Annotated in this window: 12 protein-coding genes and 1 tRNA gene; 11 read left to right on the top strand and 2 right to left on the bottom strand. The window is 70.7% G+C overall.

What is annotated here, in order from left to right:
• Positions 1-203 precede the first annotated feature (203 nt).
• Positions 204-1,370: a tRNA preQ1(34) S-adenosylmethionine ribosyltransferase-isomerase QueA gene (gene queA / locus H6A07_RS01020; RefSeq protein ID WP_204812470.1), complete on the top strand. Its 1,167-nt coding sequence runs from the start codon at positions 204-206 to the stop codon at positions 1,368-1,370.
• Positions 1,371-1,407: 37 nt separating this feature from the next.
• Here queA and H6A07_RS01015 read toward each other — a convergent pair whose 3' ends face one another.
• Entirely contained in the window at positions 1,408-2,628 is a 1,221-nt protein-coding gene (locus tag H6A07_RS01015; protein WP_204812469.1) for a hypothetical protein, read from the bottom strand.
• A gap of 209 nt (positions 2,629-2,837) precedes the next feature.
• Between H6A07_RS01015 and H6A07_RS01010 the strand changes: the two genes are divergently transcribed.
• The 5 genes from H6A07_RS01010 (at position 2,838) to H6A07_RS00990 (ending at position 11,050) form a co-directional block, all read left to right on the top strand.
• Positions 2,838-3,110, top strand: a complete 273-nt coding sequence (locus H6A07_RS01010) for an HPr family phosphocarrier protein (protein WP_087224934.1) — start codon at positions 2,838-2,840, stop codon at positions 3,108-3,110.
• Positions 3,111-3,320: 210 nt separating this feature from the next.
• Complete coding sequence (tgt, locus tag H6A07_RS01005) at positions 3,321-4,460, top strand: tRNA guanosine(34) transglycosylase Tgt (RefSeq protein WP_204812467.1); 1,140 nt, start codon at positions 3,321-3,323, stop codon at positions 4,458-4,460.
• Positions 4,461-4,681: 221 nt separating this feature from the next.
• Entirely contained in the window at positions 4,682-7,975 is a 3,294-nt protein-coding gene (gene recJ, locus H6A07_RS01000) for a single-stranded-DNA-specific exonuclease RecJ (protein WP_204812465.1), read from the top strand.
• 76 nt (positions 7,976-8,051) lie between these two features.
• A complete protein-coding gene (locus H6A07_RS00995; RefSeq protein ID WP_204812775.1) occupies positions 8,052-10,415 on the top strand; it encodes a RelA/SpoT family protein in 2,364 nt (787 codons plus the stop codon).
• Positions 10,415-11,050: an MBL fold metallo-hydrolase gene (locus H6A07_RS00990; RefSeq protein ID WP_204812463.1), complete on the top strand. Its 636-nt coding sequence runs from the start codon at positions 10,415-10,417 to the stop codon at positions 11,048-11,050. Before H6A07_RS00995 ends, H6A07_RS00990 begins: the two co-directional genes overlap by 1 nt.
• Positions 11,051-11,347: 297 nt before the next feature.
• Here the strand turns inward: H6A07_RS00990 and H6A07_RS00985 are convergent.
• Positions 11,348-11,432: transfer RNA gene (locus H6A07_RS00985), tRNA-Leu, on the bottom strand.
• A 109-nt stretch (positions 11,433-11,541) separates the two neighbouring features.
• Between H6A07_RS00985 and H6A07_RS00980 the strand changes: the two genes are divergently transcribed.
• The 5 genes from H6A07_RS00980 (at position 11,542) to H6A07_RS00960 (ending at position 15,008) form a co-directional block, all read left to right on the top strand.
• Positions 11,542-12,060, top strand: coding sequence for a ferritin (locus H6A07_RS00980; protein ID WP_204812461.1), 519 nt, complete (start codon positions 11,542-11,544; stop codon positions 12,058-12,060).
• 293 nt (positions 12,061-12,353) lie between these two features.
• Positions 12,354-12,926 carry a translation initiation factor IF-3 gene (gene infC / locus H6A07_RS00975; RefSeq protein WP_204812772.1) on the top strand — a complete coding sequence of 191 codons (573 nt, stop codon included), beginning with the start codon at positions 12,354-12,356 and terminating at the stop codon, positions 12,924-12,926.
• Between the two features lies 1 nt (position 12,927).
• Entirely contained in the window at positions 12,928-13,125 is a 198-nt protein-coding gene (gene rpmI, locus H6A07_RS00970) for a 50S ribosomal protein L35 (protein ID WP_204812459.1), read from the top strand.
• A 44-nt stretch (positions 13,126-13,169) separates the two neighbouring features.
• On the top strand, positions 13,170-13,535 hold the full coding sequence (gene rplT / locus H6A07_RS00965) for a 50S ribosomal protein L20 (protein ID WP_204812457.1): 366 nt from the start codon (positions 13,170-13,172) through the stop codon (positions 13,533-13,535).
• 159 nt (positions 13,536-13,694) lie between these two features.
• Positions 13,695-15,008 carry a LuxR C-terminal-related transcriptional regulator gene (locus H6A07_RS00960; protein ID WP_204812455.1) on the top strand — a complete coding sequence of 438 codons (1,314 nt, stop codon included), beginning with the start codon at positions 13,695-13,697 and terminating at the stop codon, positions 15,006-15,008.
• Positions 15,009-15,345: the final 337 nt, after the last annotated feature.

Genomic DNA, 15,345 nt, shown 5'->3' with positions numbered 1-15,345 from the left:
GCTAGCGCGTACCGTAGGCGGCGTTTTGGCGCGCGCTACCCGGGATTTATGGCAGCAGGCCGTCGCAGGGGTCTGGCGAGAAGGTCCGCCGCGAGTTCCGCAGCGCGCGTCCTGTGCGCGCGAGGCTGTCCGAGCGCCGGACCTTCTCGCCAGACGTCCCGCAGCGGTGCTATCGTAGTGCGCTGGAAAACCGAGGAGGACCCATGCGCACCGACGACTTTGACTACCCGCTGCCCGACGAGCTCATCGCCCAGGCCCCGGCCGAGCCGCGCGACTCCTGCCGCCTGCTCGTGCTGCACCGCGAGGACGGCTCCGTCGAGCACCGCCGCTTCACGGACATCGTGGACTACCTGGAGCCCGGCGACCTGCTCGTGGCCAACCGGACGCGCGTCATGCCGGCGCGCCTCGTCGGGCACAAGCGCGGCACCGGCGGCGTCTGCGAGACGCTGCTGCTCAAGCGCCGCGAGGACGTGGACCCGCTCGGCGGCGTCTGGGAGTGCCTGGTCAACCCCGGCAAGCGCCTGCGCCAGCCGGGCATCGTGATCGAGTACCGCGCGGGCGGCCTCCACGCGCCGGAGTCCGCGCCCGTGGTGCTCACGGGCGAGATCATGGACTTCGTCGAGGGCAGCAAGGGCGGCCGGCTGGTGCGCTTCTCGCCGGTGGGCGAGAAGGACGACGGCTCGCCGCGCACCCTGGACGAGGCGATTCACGCCGCCGGCCACGTGCCGCTGCCGCCCTACATCACCCAGTACGAGGGCGACCCAGAGAAGTACCAGACCGTCTACGCCATGACGGAGGAGCACTCCGCGGCGGCGCCCACGGCCGGCCTCCACTTCACGCCCGAGCTCATCGAGCGGATTCGCGAGAAGGGCGTGGGCTGGGCGACCGTCGAGCTCGAGGTGGGCATCGACACCTTCCGCCTGGTCACCGAGGACGACCCGACCCAGCACGTGATGCACACCGAGCGCTACCACGTGTCGCAGGAGGTCGTCGACGCCGTGCACGCGACCAAGGCCGCCGGCCACCGTGTGATCGCCGTTGGTACCACCTCGGTGCGCTCGCTCGAGAGCGCGTGGGAGGCCGGCGCCGCGCCGAGCGAGCCGCCTGTGTCCGCGCTCCGCTTCGAGGCGGCTGCCGGAACCGGCGACATCGTCGCGCGCGAGAACGCCACGACGAACCTCTACCTCATGCCGGGGTCGAGCTTCCACGTGGTCGACGCCATGATCACGAACTTCCACGTGCCCCGCTCCACGCTCATGATGCTCGTCTCGGCCTTCGCGACGCGCGACCAGATCATGGCCGCCTACCACGCGGCCATCGAGGAGCGCTACCGCTTCCTCTCCTTCGGCGACGCGATGCTGATCGAGTAGGGCGGCCAGCCGGGCGCGGCCGCCGGCACGCGGGGACCTATCGCGCGGTCAGCACCAGCACGACGATCACCACGACGAGCGCCACCGCGCCCACCACGGCGCCGAGCAGCGCGAGGCGGGCGCCCCGGGTCCGCGTGCGCAGGCTGCGCTCGCCCTCGGCGAGCGAGTCGACCGATGCCTGCTGCTCCGTCACCGCGGCGCGCTGCTGGGCGATGCTGCGCCGCAGGCGCACGGTCTCCTCGGGCGTGGCGTGCACGTTCTCGGCCTCGTCGAGCAGGACCCGCGCCGCGTCGTGGCGCTCCGCCGCCTCGTCGTGGGCGGCCTTGGCGTCCTCGGCATCCTCCCGCAGCGCGGCGATGCGGTCCTCGAGCTCCTTCTCCGCGCCCTGGGCCTTCGACAGGAGGGCGTCGTACTCGCCCTTGCGCTCCTCGTACTCGCGCTTCGCCTCGTCAGCCTCGCGCTGGGCCTCCTCGAGGGACTGCTTCTGGGTCCACAGGTGGGTCTGCGCCGCGTCGACCGACGCCTGGGCCTCCCGCGTGACGACGCTCACCTCGCCGCGCGCGGACTCCACATGGGCGAGCTCGGTCGTGACCTCATCGTGGAGCTGGCGCACGGCCGCGGCGTCGGCGTGGCCGCTCTGGGCGCGCTTCAGCTCGTCCTGCACCTTGCGCAGGCGGGTCTGTGAGGCGTCGACGGCGCGGTTGGCGGAGGCGATGGACTGCTCGCGGCGCTCCGTGGCGTCCTTCACCTGGCCCTCGGCGCTCCGCACGGCGCGCTTGGCCTCGCCGACCGCGCGGTTGGCCTCCTCGGAGCGCCCGCGCGCGGTCTCCATGATCTGCTTGTAGGGGCGCAGCTCGCGCTCGTGCTCGGCGCGCATCTCGGAGAGCTGGCCGTCGAGGGAGGCGGCCTCCGCCTCAAGGCGCTCGACGGTCGCCTGCTGGCGGGAGATCTCGCCGAGCGCGTCCGCGATGACGGAGCGCTGCACGGAGACGATGTCGTCGTAGCCGGCCTCGACCTCCTCGCGACGGGCGAGGGTGGCCTCGTCGGCCTCGAGCGCGGCGGTGAGCTCCTTGAGACGAGCGCGCGCGGCGGAGTGGCGCTTCGCTGCGGCGTGCACGTCGCGGACGGCGGAGATCCCGCTCCTGAGCGTCTCGGCGGCGCCGGACGCGGCGCCCCGTGCCGCGTCGAGGACGTCAGCGCCGCGGTCCTCGGCGCGTCCCGGCTCCTCCGCGGCCCCGCGGTCCTTCTCGTCCGACATCGCGGCTCCTCTCGCCCGGCGTTTCGCAATCCCCTTCATTGTGCAGCAAGCGCGCGCTCATCCCGCCGATAAATCCGTTCAGCCCCCGACTTTGCATACTCGGCGGCATCCTCATCGCCGAGATTGCGCATGTTTGCTAGGATAGACCGCGTTTACAGGGAGGCCCGCTGGCCTTCCGGTTGTTGGGAATCTGGAAAGGAAGTCTACGCATGGTTTCTAAGCAGACGAGCATCATCAACGCCACCGGCCTTCACGCCCGTCCCGCGTCCGTCTTCGTGACCGAGGCCAAGAAGTACCAGTGCAACGTCACCATCAAGAACGTCGACAAGGACTCCGCTCCCGTCAACGCCAAGTCCATCATGATGATTCTGGCCGCCGGCCTTGGCACCGGCACCAAGGTCGAGATCGCGTGCGACGGCGAGGACGAGCAGGCCGCCCTCGACGCCCTCATCGCCCTCATCGACTCCGGCTTCGGCGAGTAGTCGCACTCACAACCGAGACTCGGTACGGCCCGGCGCCCTGCGGTGCCGGGCCGTTTTGTGTACGATGGGGTGCCGTGCCCACGGACACGCAGGCCGGCGAGAAGGACCGCGTGGCCCGCCGCGAGTTCTTGCCGCGTCCCGTGCGGCAAGCTGTTTGAGCGCCGGACCTCACGGTCCTTCTCGCCGGCCGACCCCACGAGCGGAGACAACATGGACCAGAGCCTCTTCACCTATGACATCGTCGCCGAGGACCCCGCCACCCATGCGCGCGCGGGCGTCCTCCACACTCCCCACGGCGACGTCCCCACGCCCATCTTCATGCCGGTGGGCACCAAGGCCACGGTCAAGGGCCTCATGCCGTCCACCCTGCGCGAGCTCGGCACCAAGATCCTGCTCGCCAACACCTACCACCTCTCCATGCGCCCCGGCGCGGACCTCGTGGCCGAGATGGGCGGCCTGCACGCCTTCATGCGCTGGGACGGCCCCATCCTCACGGACTCGGGCGGCTTCCAGGTCTTCTCCCACGAGGAGTTCTGCAAGCTCTCCGACGACGGCGTGCGCTTCCGCGCGGTGGACTACGACGGCAAATGGGTCTCCTGGACGCCCGAGGACAACATGGCCATCGCCCAGAAGCTGGGGAGCGACATCTGCATGCAGCTCGACCAGTGCGTGGGCTATCCCGCGCCGCGCGCCAAGGTCGCGCGCTCCGTGGAGCTCTCCAGCCGCTGGGCCGAGCGCTGCTACGCCGCGCACACCCGCCCCGAACAGGCGCTCTTTGGCATCGTCCAGGGCGGCATGCACCTGGACCTGCGTCTGCGCTCCCTGCGCCACCTCGAGGAGGTCGGCGACTTCCCGGGCTACGGCATCGGCGGCTACTCGGTGGGCGAGGACCACGAGACCATGTTCGAGACGCTCGCGCCGCTGGTCTCCGAGCACATGCCGCGTTCCAAGCCCCGCTACCTCATGGGCGTGGGCAACCCCACCACGCTCGTGCGCGCCGTGGCCTGCGGCGTGGACATGTTCGACTGCGTGCTGCCCACGCGCACGGCCCGCACGGGCTCGGCGTTCTCCAGCGAGGGCCGGCTCAACTTCCGCCACGCCCGCTTCGCCCACGACCCGCGCCCGATCGACGAGACCTGCACCTGCCCGGCCTGCGCGGGCGGGTTCAGCCGTGCCTACCTCCACCACCTGGTGCGCCAGAAGGAGATGCTCGCCGGCATCCTGATCTCGCAGCACAACATCCACTACCTGCTCGACCTCATGCGCCGCGCGCGCGAGGCCGTGCTCGCCGGCACCTACGCCGCCTTCCTCGACGACTGGATGGCCTCGCCCGCCGCCCAGGACTGGTAGGTGCCTAAAAGGGGTCAGACCCCTTTTAGACAACTTTTCGGCGGCGAGGGACTGACGGGGAGGCGTCCGGGCTCTCTGCTACAATCTGAGGCGATCAACAGACGGGCGCCGGGCGTCCCACCTCATGAGAGACCGTGACATGACAAACGAGAAGAACGGCGCGCTCGCGGGCGGGACCGCGCGCGCGACCACACCCATTTCCGCAGGGGAGGGCCGCTAGCATGGCCGGGCTCGCCGAGAGCCGGCGCTGGACGGTGCTGCCGGCGGACCCCGCCGCCGAGCGCGCGCTTGCCTCCGAGCTGCAGATCCCGCCGCTGGTGGCGCGCGTCCTCGTCGCGCGCGGCCATGCGGACCCCGCCGACGCGCGGGCGTTTCTGGACGCCTCGCTCGACGCCTCCTGGGCGGACCCGCTGTGCGTCCCAGGCATGGCCGAGGCCGCCGACCGCCTCGAGCGCGCCCTGGACGCCCGAGAGGCGATCGCCGTCTTCGGCGACTTCGACGTCGACGGCATGACGTCGACCTGCCTGCTCACGCTCGCCCTGCGCGAGCTCGGCGCCACGGTCCACCCCTTCATCCCGCACCGCTTCGGCGAGGGCTACGGGCTCTCCCGCGAGGCGCTCGCGCGCGTGCGGGAGTCGTGCGACCCCGACCTCGTGGTGACCGTGGACAACGGCATCGCGGCCGCAGGCGAGGTGGCATGGCTGCGCGACTGCGGCGTCGACGTGGTCGTGACCGACCACCACGAGCCGGCCGACCTCGTCCCCGAGGGCGTGCCGGTGACCGACCCCAAGCTCTCGCCCGACTGCTCCTCGCGCGAGCTCGCGGGCGCCGGCGTGGCCCTGAAGCTGGTCTGCGAGCTCGGCCGCCGCCGCGGCGCGCCCGAGCTCTGGCGCTCCTACACCGACGTCGCGGCGCTCGGCACCCTCTCCGACATGATGCTGCTCGCGGGCGAGAACCGCGCGCTCGTGGCGGAGGGCGTCGCCCGCATGCGCCGCCACACGCGCCCGGGCCTCGTTGCGCTCGCGGCCGCGGCGGGCTGCGACCTCTCCTGCGTGCGCCCGGACGACCTGCCCTTCTCGCTCATCCCGCGCCTCAACGCCGCCGGCCGCATGGGCTCCACGGACGTGGCGCTCGACCTCCTGCTCACCGATGACCCGGCCGAGGCCGCCGTGCTCGCCGCGCGGCTCGAGGCGGTCAACGCGGAGCGGCGCGAGGTGGAGGGGGCGCTCGCCGAGGCGGCGCTGGCCGAGGCGGCGCGCACCTACGACGGCGGGCGCGTGGTCGTCGTGGGCGGCGAGGGCTGGCACGAGGGCGTGAAGGGCATCGTGGCCTCGCGCCTCGTGAACCGCTACCACGTCCCCGCGATCGTCTTCTCCGTCTCGGACGGCGTCGCGCGCGGCTCCGGGCGCTCGGTCGGCTCGGTCGACCTCTTCCACGCCGTCGAGCAGTGCTCGGACGTGCTCGTGCGCTTCGGCGGGCACGCCGGCGCGGTGGGCGTCACCTGCGAGGCGTCGCGCCTGGACGAGTTCCGCGCGCGCCTGGCCCGCGTCCTCGCGGAGCTCCCCGCCGAGCAGTTCGAGGACGTCGGCGAGATCACGGCCGTGGTCTCCCTCTCCGAGCTCACCGTCGAGACAATCGACGCCCTCGAGCGGCTCCAGCCGTTCGGCCAGGGCAACAAGCGGCCGCTCCTCGCGGTCCGGGGCGTCACCACGCGCAACCGCGCCCTCGTGGGGGCCGACGGCGCCCACCTGCGCTTCGTTGCCACCGACGGCGTGAGCTCCGTCCCCGCCATCTACTTCCGCGCGCCGGACGCCGAGCGGGCCTGCGCTTGGGACGGCGTGGTGGACGTGGTCTTCGAGGCGGTCAACGAGACCTGGCAGGGGCGCACCAAGCCCAAGCTCATGGTCAGGGACCTTCTGCTGCGCGACGGCGGGGACGGGACGGCCGCCGCGCCCGAGGAGGGGCCCGCGCCGGGCGAGAAGGACGGCGCCGCCGAGCCCCCCGCGCCGGTCGCGCACGAGCGCCGCGCCGAGCTCGCGCGCCTCGGGGAGACCGGGCTCACCGACGCGCTGCGCCGCGACCTCATCGGCGACCGTCCGCTCCTGCCGGCGCAGGCCCGCGCGCTCGAGACGCTCGCCGCCGGCCGCTCGTGCCTGGCGGTCATGGCCACCGGGCGCGGCAAGTCGCTGGTCTTCCACCTCCACGCCGCCCGCGAGGCGATCGCGCGCGGCCGGGCGAGCGTCTTCGTGTACCCGCTCCGCGCCCTTGTCGCCGACCAGGCCTTCCACCTGCGCGAGCAGCTCGCGGGCGCGGGCGTGGTCGCCGAGGTCCTGACCGGCGAGACCCCCGGCCCCGAGCGGGAGCGCGTCTTCGGCGCTCTGGCCTCCGGCGCCGCCGACATCGTGCTCACCACGCCCGAGTTTCTCGCCATCCACCGCGCCGACTTCGCGCGCTCGGGCCGCGTGTCCTTCCTCGTCATCGACGAGGCCCACCACGCCGGCCTCGCCGCCCCCGGGACCCGGGGGGCCTACCTGGAGCTGCCCGCCATCCGCGCCGACCTCGGCGACCCGGTGACGCTCGCCGTCACGGCGACGGCCGCCCCGGACGTGGCGGAGCGCATCTGCGCCCTTGCCGGCATCGCGCGCGACGACGTGGTCTGCGACCTCGAGAGCCGGGAGAACCTCCTCGTGGACGATGGGCGCGACCTGCGCGACCGCGAGGCCGCGCTCGTGAGCGTCGTCGCCCGGGGCGAGAAGTGCGTGGTCTACGTGCCGTCGCGCGACCAGGCGGTCTCGCTCGTGCGGACGCTGCGGCACCGCGTGCCCGAGCTTGCCGCCCGGACGGCCTTCTATCACGCGGGGCTCTCCCGCGCGGTGCGCGGCCGCGTCGAGCGCGCCTTTCGCGGCGACGACCTGACCTGCATCGTCTCCACGAGCGCCTTCGGCGAGGGCGTGAACCTCCCCGGCATCCGCCACGTGGTGCTCTACGGCCTTCCGCTCGGCCGCGTGGAGTTCAACCAGATGAGCGGCCGCGCGGGGCGCGATGGGGCCGCCGCCACGGTGCACCTGCTCTTCGGGTCGCGCGACGTGGCGCTCGGTCAGCGCATCCTCGCCTCGGCCGCCCCCTCGCGCGACGACCTGGTGCTCGTCTACCGCACGCTGACGCGGCTCTTCCGCGCGGACGGGCCCGTGGCGCTCGACGACGCCGCGATCGCCGAGGTAGCCACCAGCCGCGCCTCGATCTCGCCGATCGACGCGCGCGAGGTCGCCACGGCGCTCTCGATCTTCTCGGAGCTGGGCTTCTGCTCGGTCGCGGGCTGGGGGGAGGCCCGCACGGTGAGCATGGCGCCCTCCCCGGAGCGCATGGAGCTCACGCAGTCCGCCTGCTACCTCGAGGGGCTCCGCTCCCGGGAGGCCTTCGACGAGTTCTGCGCCTGGGCCCTCCGCTCGCCCGCCGAGGAGCTTCTCGCCGGCATCCGGCGCCCCATCTCTCCGGACTTCGGTATCATCGTCTGATGGGGAAAGGGGGAGCGCGATGAGCATGAGCGAGAACGAGGTCCGGGCGCCGCAGCCCGCCTCGATGCAGGACGCGATGGCGAGGCCCTCGGCGCCGCAGCCCCTGTCCGAGCGGCCGCCCGCCAAGAAGGCGGCGCCCGACGCCGCGAACTTCCGCCTCCTCCAGTCCGCCTGCGCCGGCTACCTCGACGAGGAGGGCTGCGAGAAGGTCGACCGCGCGTACCGCTTTGCGGCGGAGTACCACCGCGACCAGCGCCGGCGCTCGGGCGAGCCCTACATCAACCACCCCGTGGAGGTGGCGCTCATCCTGGCGCACGACCTGCGCATGGACGAGGACACGATCTGCGCCGCGCTGCTCCACGACACGGTGGAGGACACCCCCGCGACCAAGGACCAGGTCGGCGAGCTCTTTGGCCCCACGGTCGCCGAGCTCGTGGACGGCGTGACCAAGCTCACCTCGATCCAGGTGAGCTCGATGGACGCCAAGCAGGCCTGGAACCTCCGCAAGATGTTCCTCGCGATGAGCCGCGACATCCGCGTCGTCATCATCAAGCTCGCGGACCGCCTGCACAACATGCGCACGCTCGCCGCACTGCCGCCCGACCGCCGGCTCTTCAAGGCGCGCGAGACGATGGACGTCTACGCGCCGCTCGCCGACCGCCTGGGCATCTCGTCGGTCAAGTGGGAGCTCGAGGACCTGGCGTTCTTCTGGCTCGAGCCCGAGGAGTACCAGCGCGTGGCGCGCATGGTGCAGGACTCGCGCGCCCAGCGCGAGGAGGACACCGAGGCCGCCATCAAGACGCTCGACGACGAGCTCAAGTCCGCCGGCCTCACCGGCTACCAGATCACCGGGCGCCCCAAGCACCTCTGGAGCATCTACCAGAAGATGACGCGCAAGGGGCGCGAGTTCTCCGACATCTACGACCTCATCGCCCTGCGCGTGATCACGCAGTCGGTGGGGGACTGCTACTCCGCGCTCGGCGCGGTCCACTCGTTGTGGAACCCGCTGCCGGGACGCTTCAAGGACTACATCGCCACGCCCAAGGCCAACCTCTACCAGAGCCTGCACACCACCGTGGTGGGCCCGGACGGCAAGCCCATAGAGATCCAGATTCGCACGGTCGAGATGCACGAGGCCTCCGAGTACGGCATCGCCGCGCACTGGCTCTACAAGAAGGAGGGCAACTCGCGCGGCCGCATGAGCGCCGAGGACCGCGCGATCGACTCCACGATCAGCTGGATCCGTAAGACCCTCGACTGGGCCGCCGAGGACGACATCGATGACCCGCACGAGTTCCTGGACAACCTGCGCGTGGACCTCTTCGAGCACGAGATCTTCGTCTTTACGCCCAAGGGCGAGGTCATGAGCCTCCGGCGCGACGCCACGCCGCTCGACTTTGCCTACGCCGTCCACACCGAGGTGGGCAACCACTGCGTAGGCGCCAAGGTCAACGGCTCGGTGGTGCCGCTGTCCTACAAGCTCAACATGGGCGACCGCGTGGAGATCCTCACCAACAAGAACGCCAAGCCCAGCCGTGACTGGATGCAGCTCGTGGCCATGCCGTCGAGCCGCGCCAAGATCCGCAAGTACTTCTCGACCCAGACCAAGAACGACGACGCCGAGCAGGGGCGCACCGAGCTCGCCCACGAGCTGCGCAAGCGCGGCTACGGCATCTCCACGCGCCGCACGGTCAAGGCCATCGAGCGGGTCTGCGAGTCCTTCGAGCTGCGCAGCGCCGACGACCTCTTCGCGAGCGTCCACACCGGCAAGGTTTCCGTCAAGCAGGCGGCCAACCGCATCGAGGAGATCCTCGAGGAGGGCTCGCCCGAGCAGCTCGCCGCCCAGGCGGCGCAGGCGCAGAAGCAGGCCGAGCACGAGCGCGCGATGACCTCCGGCGCGCCCGTCATGCAGTCCTACGCCATCACCCAGACCGCCAAGGGCAAGCGCAAGCGGAGCAACTGCGGCGTCGTGGTCAAGGGCGACCCGGACCTGCTCGTCCACCTGGCGCACTGCTGCAACCCCGTGGCCGGCGACGAGATCGTGGGCTTCGTCACGCGCGGGCGCGGCGTCTCGGTGCACCGCGCCAACTGCCCCAACGTGGCCGACCTCATGCGCAACCCCGACCGCATGATCGAGGTCGCCTGGGACACCTCAGGAGCCACGGAGTTCCGCGTGGAGATCGTCGTGGAGGCCACCGACCGGATGGGCCTGCTCAAGGACATCACCGTCGCGATCGGCGACGCGGGTGCCAACATCCTCTCGGCGGCCACGCAGACCAGCTCGCAGGGCGTGGCGCGCCTGCGCTTCCTCGTGGCGATCTCGGACGCGAGCCTGCTCGACGTGCTGCTCGCCGCCGTGAGCCGCGTGCCCTCGGTCTTCGACGCCCGCCGCATCATGCCCGGCGAGGGCGCCAACCAGATGAAGCAGAGGGTGAAGTGATGGGCGAGAAGAACGACGAGCTGCGGCGCTACGTGGTGACGCCGCTTGCGACCAACTGCTACGCCTACGTGAGCGCGGGGGAGTGCCTGGTCGTCGACCCCGGCGGCTCCGGCGACCAGCTGGCCACCGTCCTCGACGACGTGCGCGTCACCTGCGTGGCGGCCACCCACGGCCACGGCGACCACGTGGGCGGCGTCGCGGCCCTCGTGCGCGCGACCGGCGCCCCCTTCGCGATCAACGCCGCCGACGCCGAGCTCGCGCGCCACGCGGGCGAGATGAGCGAGGTCGGCCGCAGCTACGACGAGAACGCCCCCGCTCCCGACCGCACGCTCGCCGAGGGCGACGTCATCGCCGTGGGCACGGCCACCTTCACCGTGATGGAGACGCCGGGCCACACCCCGGGCGGCGTCGTGCTCGTGGGCGGCGGGTCCGCCGAGGGCGTGGCCTTCGTCGGGGACACGCTCTTCCCGGGCAGCCACGGCCGCACGGACCTCAAGGGCGGCGACGAGGCCACGATCATGGCGTCCCTCGCGCGCATGGCGGCCCAGATCGCGCCCGAGACCACGCTTTTCTGCGGCCACGGCCCGGCCACGACGATGGCCCGCGAGCTCGCCACGAACCCCTTCCTGCGCTAGCCGTCCTTCTCGCCGGCCCCTTCTTGGCCCGTCGGTCCTTCTCGCCGGTTCTTCTCGCCCGCTCCTCACCTGATCCGGGTTTGTCTGGGCAAAGATTCTCAACCATATCGACCCAGATAACGCCTCTCGGGAGCGTTTTCCCAGCTCAGGGCGACCCAGATAACGCCTCTCGGGAGCGTTTTCCCAGCTCAGGGCGACCCAGATAGGGAGGACGGGGCGAGTTGGTTTGAACTGTTTGCCCAGACAAGCCGGGGTCAGGGCCGGGGCTAGGGCCAGGGGGAGGCGAGAAAAAAGAGATGGTGCCCGAGGCGGGGCTCGAACCCGCACGAGTTTCCCCAACGGTTTTTGAGACCGTCGCGTCTGCCAATTCCGCCACTCGGGCAAGGGCGCGCACCAAACGCAAGAGGAACTATACCAGACCGCAGGTTTTTGTCGCCTGCGGGGTATATAGTGGGCGTGTTCGAACAACCTCCGACGAGAAGGGAACCCCCATGGCGCTGACGAGCGAGGTCACCTCGGTCCTGAACGAGCAGATCAACAAGGAGCTCTACTCCAGCTACCTCTATCTCACCTTCGCGGACTACTACGACGACCGCGGCCTCAAGGGCTTTGCCAACTGGTACGAGATCCAGGCCAAGGAGGAGATGGACCACGCCCTGGCCATCCGCCGCTACCTCCTGGACAACGACTTCAAGCCCACGATGGAGGCCATCGCCAAGCCGGACAAGACCTTCGAGAACGACCTCCAGCCGTTGGAGGCGGGCCTGGAGCACGAGGAGTACGTCACGGGCCTCATCCACCACTGCTACGAGGTGGCCCACGCCGCCCACGACGTCCGCACGATGAAGTTCCTGGACTGGTTCGTCTCCGAGCAGGGCGAGGAGGAGACCAACGCGCGCGACATGATCACCAACATGAAGCTCTTTGGCTGCGATCCCAAGGGCCTCTACGACCTGGACCGCGAGTACCAGGCCCGCACCTACGTGCAGTCCGCCTCCCTCAACCTCTAGGGGCATGCGGGGCGCCGGTCGCCCTCGGCCTGTGAAGAGTTTCTGAATCACGCGCGCGCCGGCCCCGGGCGAGAAAAACCTCTTGCCCGGGCCCGGCGCGCGTGCTATCTTTCTCCAGTGTGCGTTTTGCGAAGCGGGGCGAGAGCCCCCACCTACACGGCGCCTTCCGGCAGCTGTCTGGTCAGACAACGTAACCTCAGCCCGCGCACGGGCCCGCGATGTCTCCTGGATGCTGCATGGCGCCAGGGGCTTTTTTGTGCGGCGCGAGCCGCGACGAGAGGAAGGTGTGAACGATAGCCAGAAACGACGGTCCTCGCATCAATGAGGAGATCACATCCCGCACGTGTCGCCTGATCGGCGTCGACGGCTCCCAGCTGGGCCTGTTCGGCGTGCGCGACGCCCTGCGCATCGCGGGCGACCAGGGTCTCGACCTCGTGGAGATCGCGCCCAACGCCGAGCCTCCCGTCTGCAAGATGCTCGACTACAAGAAGTACAAGTACGAGCAGGACCGCAAGGCCAAGGCGGCGCGCAAGAACCAGTCCAAGGTCGAGGTCAAGGAGATGAAGTTCCGCCCCAAGATCGACGTGGGCGACTACGAGACCAAGAAGGGCCATGTCCTGCGTTTCCTGCGCAAGGGCGCGCGCGTCAAGATCACGATCATGTTCCGCGGTCGTGAGATGGCCCACCCCGAGCAGGGACGTCTCGTGCTCGACCGTCTGGCGGAGGACCTCAAGGACGTCGCCACCATCGAGCAGAAGCCGCTCATGGAGGGTCGCAACATGCACATGACCATCGCCCCGATCAAGGGAGCCTTCGAGAAGCTGGACGAGAAGGGCGACGAGCAAGTCACGGAGAAGGAGAACTAGCATGCCCAAGATGAAGACCCACAAGGGTACGGCGAAGCGCTTCCGCCGCACCGGCTCTGGCAAGATCATGCGCGCCAAGGCGTTCAAGAGCCACATCCTCACCAAGAAGTCGCCCAAGCGCATCCGCGGCTTCCGTCAGGAGACCGTCCTCTCCGACGCCGACGTCAAGACCGTCTCCCAGCGCATGGGCTCCAAGTAGCCCGCGCCCCCGAGTGAAGTTTCCCAGCAAGGAGTTGATCAGATATGGCACGAGTCAAGCGCGCCGTCGCCGGCCGTAAGAAGCGCAACACGCTCGTCGAGCGCACCAAGGGCTACTACGGGGTCCGTTCCCGCACGTTCCGCGGCATGAAGGAGCAGGCGCAGCACTCCGGTCAGTACGCCTACCGCGACCGCCGCAACAAGAAGCGCGACTTCCGCGCCCTGTGGATCCAGCGCATCAACGCCGCCGCCCGCATGAACGGCCTGTCCTACAGCAAGCTCATGCACGGCCTCAAGCTCGCCGGCGTCGAGCTCGACCGCAAGGTCCTCGCCGAGATCGCCTACTCCGACGAGGCCACCTTCGCCGACATCGCCGAGGTCGCCAAGAAGGCCCTCGCCGACGCCGAGTAGCGCCGCGCACCACGGCATTGTCGACGCCCCGGACTCCGGTCCGGGGCGTTTTTTTGCCGAGAAGGACCGTGTCGTGGGCACGTGCATAGCGTCCGTGACGTGACAGGCGCGCCCTGCGGCGCCTACGATGCTCCCGACGAGACGCGGATGGGAGGCGGCATGAGCGTGAAGAGGGCGATGCGCGTGGCGGTGTGGGTGCTGTGGGGAGCGGTCCTGCTGCTCGCCCCGGGCGTCGCGAGGACGATGGGGGAGGGCGCGCACCTCCCGTTCGAGTACTACCTCTGGACGTCGGCGATCCCGCTCGCGCTCGTGGCCGCCGCGCTCGGATGGGCGCTGCGCGAGCGTCTGGGGCGCCGCCGGCGGGCGCTCGTCGCTGCGGGCGTCGCGGCGCTTCTCAGCTACCTGGCCGTGCTGTTCGCGAGCTGCTCGGGGAGCATGAGCCTCGGCGCGGCCCTGCGCTGGCCCGAGTGGGCGCTGCGCTACGCGGCGTGGCTGCTCTGGGGCGTCGGGCTCGCGGCGTGGGCGCTCCCGAGGGCGTCGTCCGACGTCCCCGCGTCCCCGCTCGCGGGACGTCCCGGCGCCGAGGCGCTCACGGAGCGCGAGCGCGAGGTCGTCGAGGCGCTCGCCACGGGCTCAACGCAGGCGCAGGTCGCCGAGGCGCTGGCGATAAGCCCCTCGACGGTCGCCACCTACCGGGCCCGCGCATGCGAGAAGCTCGGCGTGGGCTCGCTCGAGGAGCTCGTGCCGCATGAGGTCGGGGCGGCCGCCGTGCCGCCCTCGCTGGACGTCACCTCCGCCGGCGCGCCCGCGCTCATGGTGCTCGCGCTCTGCGCGGGACTGACCCTGCGCCTGCTCACGCGCGTCCTCATGACGAGCGACCAGGCGCTCGCGCAGGCGACCGGCATCCTGCTCGTCCTGGCGGCGCTCGTCGTGCCCTGGCTCGTCCTTCTCGGCTACGCCCGCCTGCACGGGCTGCGGGTGCGTCCCCGCCGGCTCACGGTGGGACTCGCCGCGGTCCTGCTCGCGCTCGTCGTGGCAGGGGCGCTCGTGGGCGGCGGCTGGTACGGGCTCGAGGTGCGCCTTGACTCGGTCTCGATGAGCGTGAACGCGCTCGCGCCGGTGGGCTACGCGGTCGCGCTCGCGGCGCTCGCGCCGCACCTGCTGTGGCCCACGTCGCGCGAGGCGACGCGGCTCGACGAGGAGCGCTGCGTGCTCTACCTGCGCGGGCGCGGCGCCGGCGAGCTACAGGCGCACGTCCTGCTCAAGATCGCGCTCGGGCTCAGCACGCCCGAGGTCTGCGAGGCCCTGCACGTGGCGCCGGGGACCGTGAACGCCTACCGGGCGCAGGGCTACGAGCTTCTGGGCGTGCACACGAGCCGCCAGCTCGCCGATATTCTCGCCCGTGACGTGGGGCATGTGCCGTCCGCCGGCAAAAACCGACCGTCTGCGGACGACCCCGACACAAGTGCGTAAGGACGGCGCGCGCGGGAACAAGGTGAGTAAGCACAGGAACCGTCGCTACAAGCAAGCGACCGTCAGGAGGAGGCGAGTCCAGTGAACAGCGAAGAGAACGCGCAGTTTGGGCCCGCCGACCGTGCGACCGAGGTCCTATAACATCTGGGGCGAGCGCACTCGCCAACGTTCTCCGAAACGCATTTCGGAACGGACTGATGACAGGAACACTCGAAGCGGGTCCAGGTTGAATACCCAGTTGTCCGACATCAATACGCAGAGACACGGGTGATTCCAAAGTACAGACGAGGCGGGGCGGCGCAATGGGGCGCCGCCCCTTTTTGCGTGCGCGGAGACG

It is taken from the genome of Olsenella uli (genome assembly GCF_016899935.1).
GTDB lineage: Bacteria > Actinomycetota > Coriobacteriia > Coriobacteriales > Atopobiaceae > Thermophilibacter > Thermophilibacter uli_B.
The sequence above is the reverse complement of the archived record's forward strand: the minus strand, read 5'-3'. Positions and strand labels throughout refer to the sequence as shown.

Bases quoted from the DNA above. Each gene is read 5' to 3' on its own strand.
- queA (WP_204812470.1), top strand. From the start codon at position 204: ATGCGCACCGACGACTTTGACTACCCGCTGCCCGACGAGCTCATCGCC.
- H6A07_RS01015 (WP_204812469.1), bottom strand. From the start codon at position 2,628: ATGTCGGACGAGAAGGACCGCGGGGCCGCGGAGGAGCCGGGACGCGCC.
- H6A07_RS01010 (WP_087224934.1), top strand. From the start codon at position 2,838: ATGGTTTCTAAGCAGACGAGCATCATCAACGCCACCGGCCTTCACGCC.
- tgt (WP_204812467.1), top strand. From the start codon at position 3,321: ATGGACCAGAGCCTCTTCACCTATGACATCGTCGCCGAGGACCCCGCC.
- recJ (WP_204812465.1), top strand. From the start codon at position 4,682: ATGGCCGGGCTCGCCGAGAGCCGGCGCTGGACGGTGCTGCCGGCGGAC.
- H6A07_RS00995 (WP_204812775.1), top strand. From the start codon at position 8,052: ATGGCGAGGCCCTCGGCGCCGCAGCCCCTGTCCGAGCGGCCGCCCGCC.
- H6A07_RS00990 (WP_204812463.1), top strand. From the start codon at position 10,415: ATGGGCGAGAAGAACGACGAGCTGCGGCGCTACGTGGTGACGCCGCTT.
- H6A07_RS00980 (WP_204812461.1), top strand. From the start codon at position 11,542: ATGGCGCTGACGAGCGAGGTCACCTCGGTCCTGAACGAGCAGATCAAC.
- rpmI (WP_204812459.1), top strand. From the start codon at position 12,928: ATGCCCAAGATGAAGACCCACAAGGGTACGGCGAAGCGCTTCCGCCGC.
- rplT (WP_204812457.1), top strand. From the start codon at position 13,170: ATGGCACGAGTCAAGCGCGCCGTCGCCGGCCGTAAGAAGCGCAACACG.
- H6A07_RS00960 (WP_204812455.1), top strand. From the start codon at position 13,695: ATGAGCGTGAAGAGGGCGATGCGCGTGGCGGTGTGGGTGCTGTGGGGA.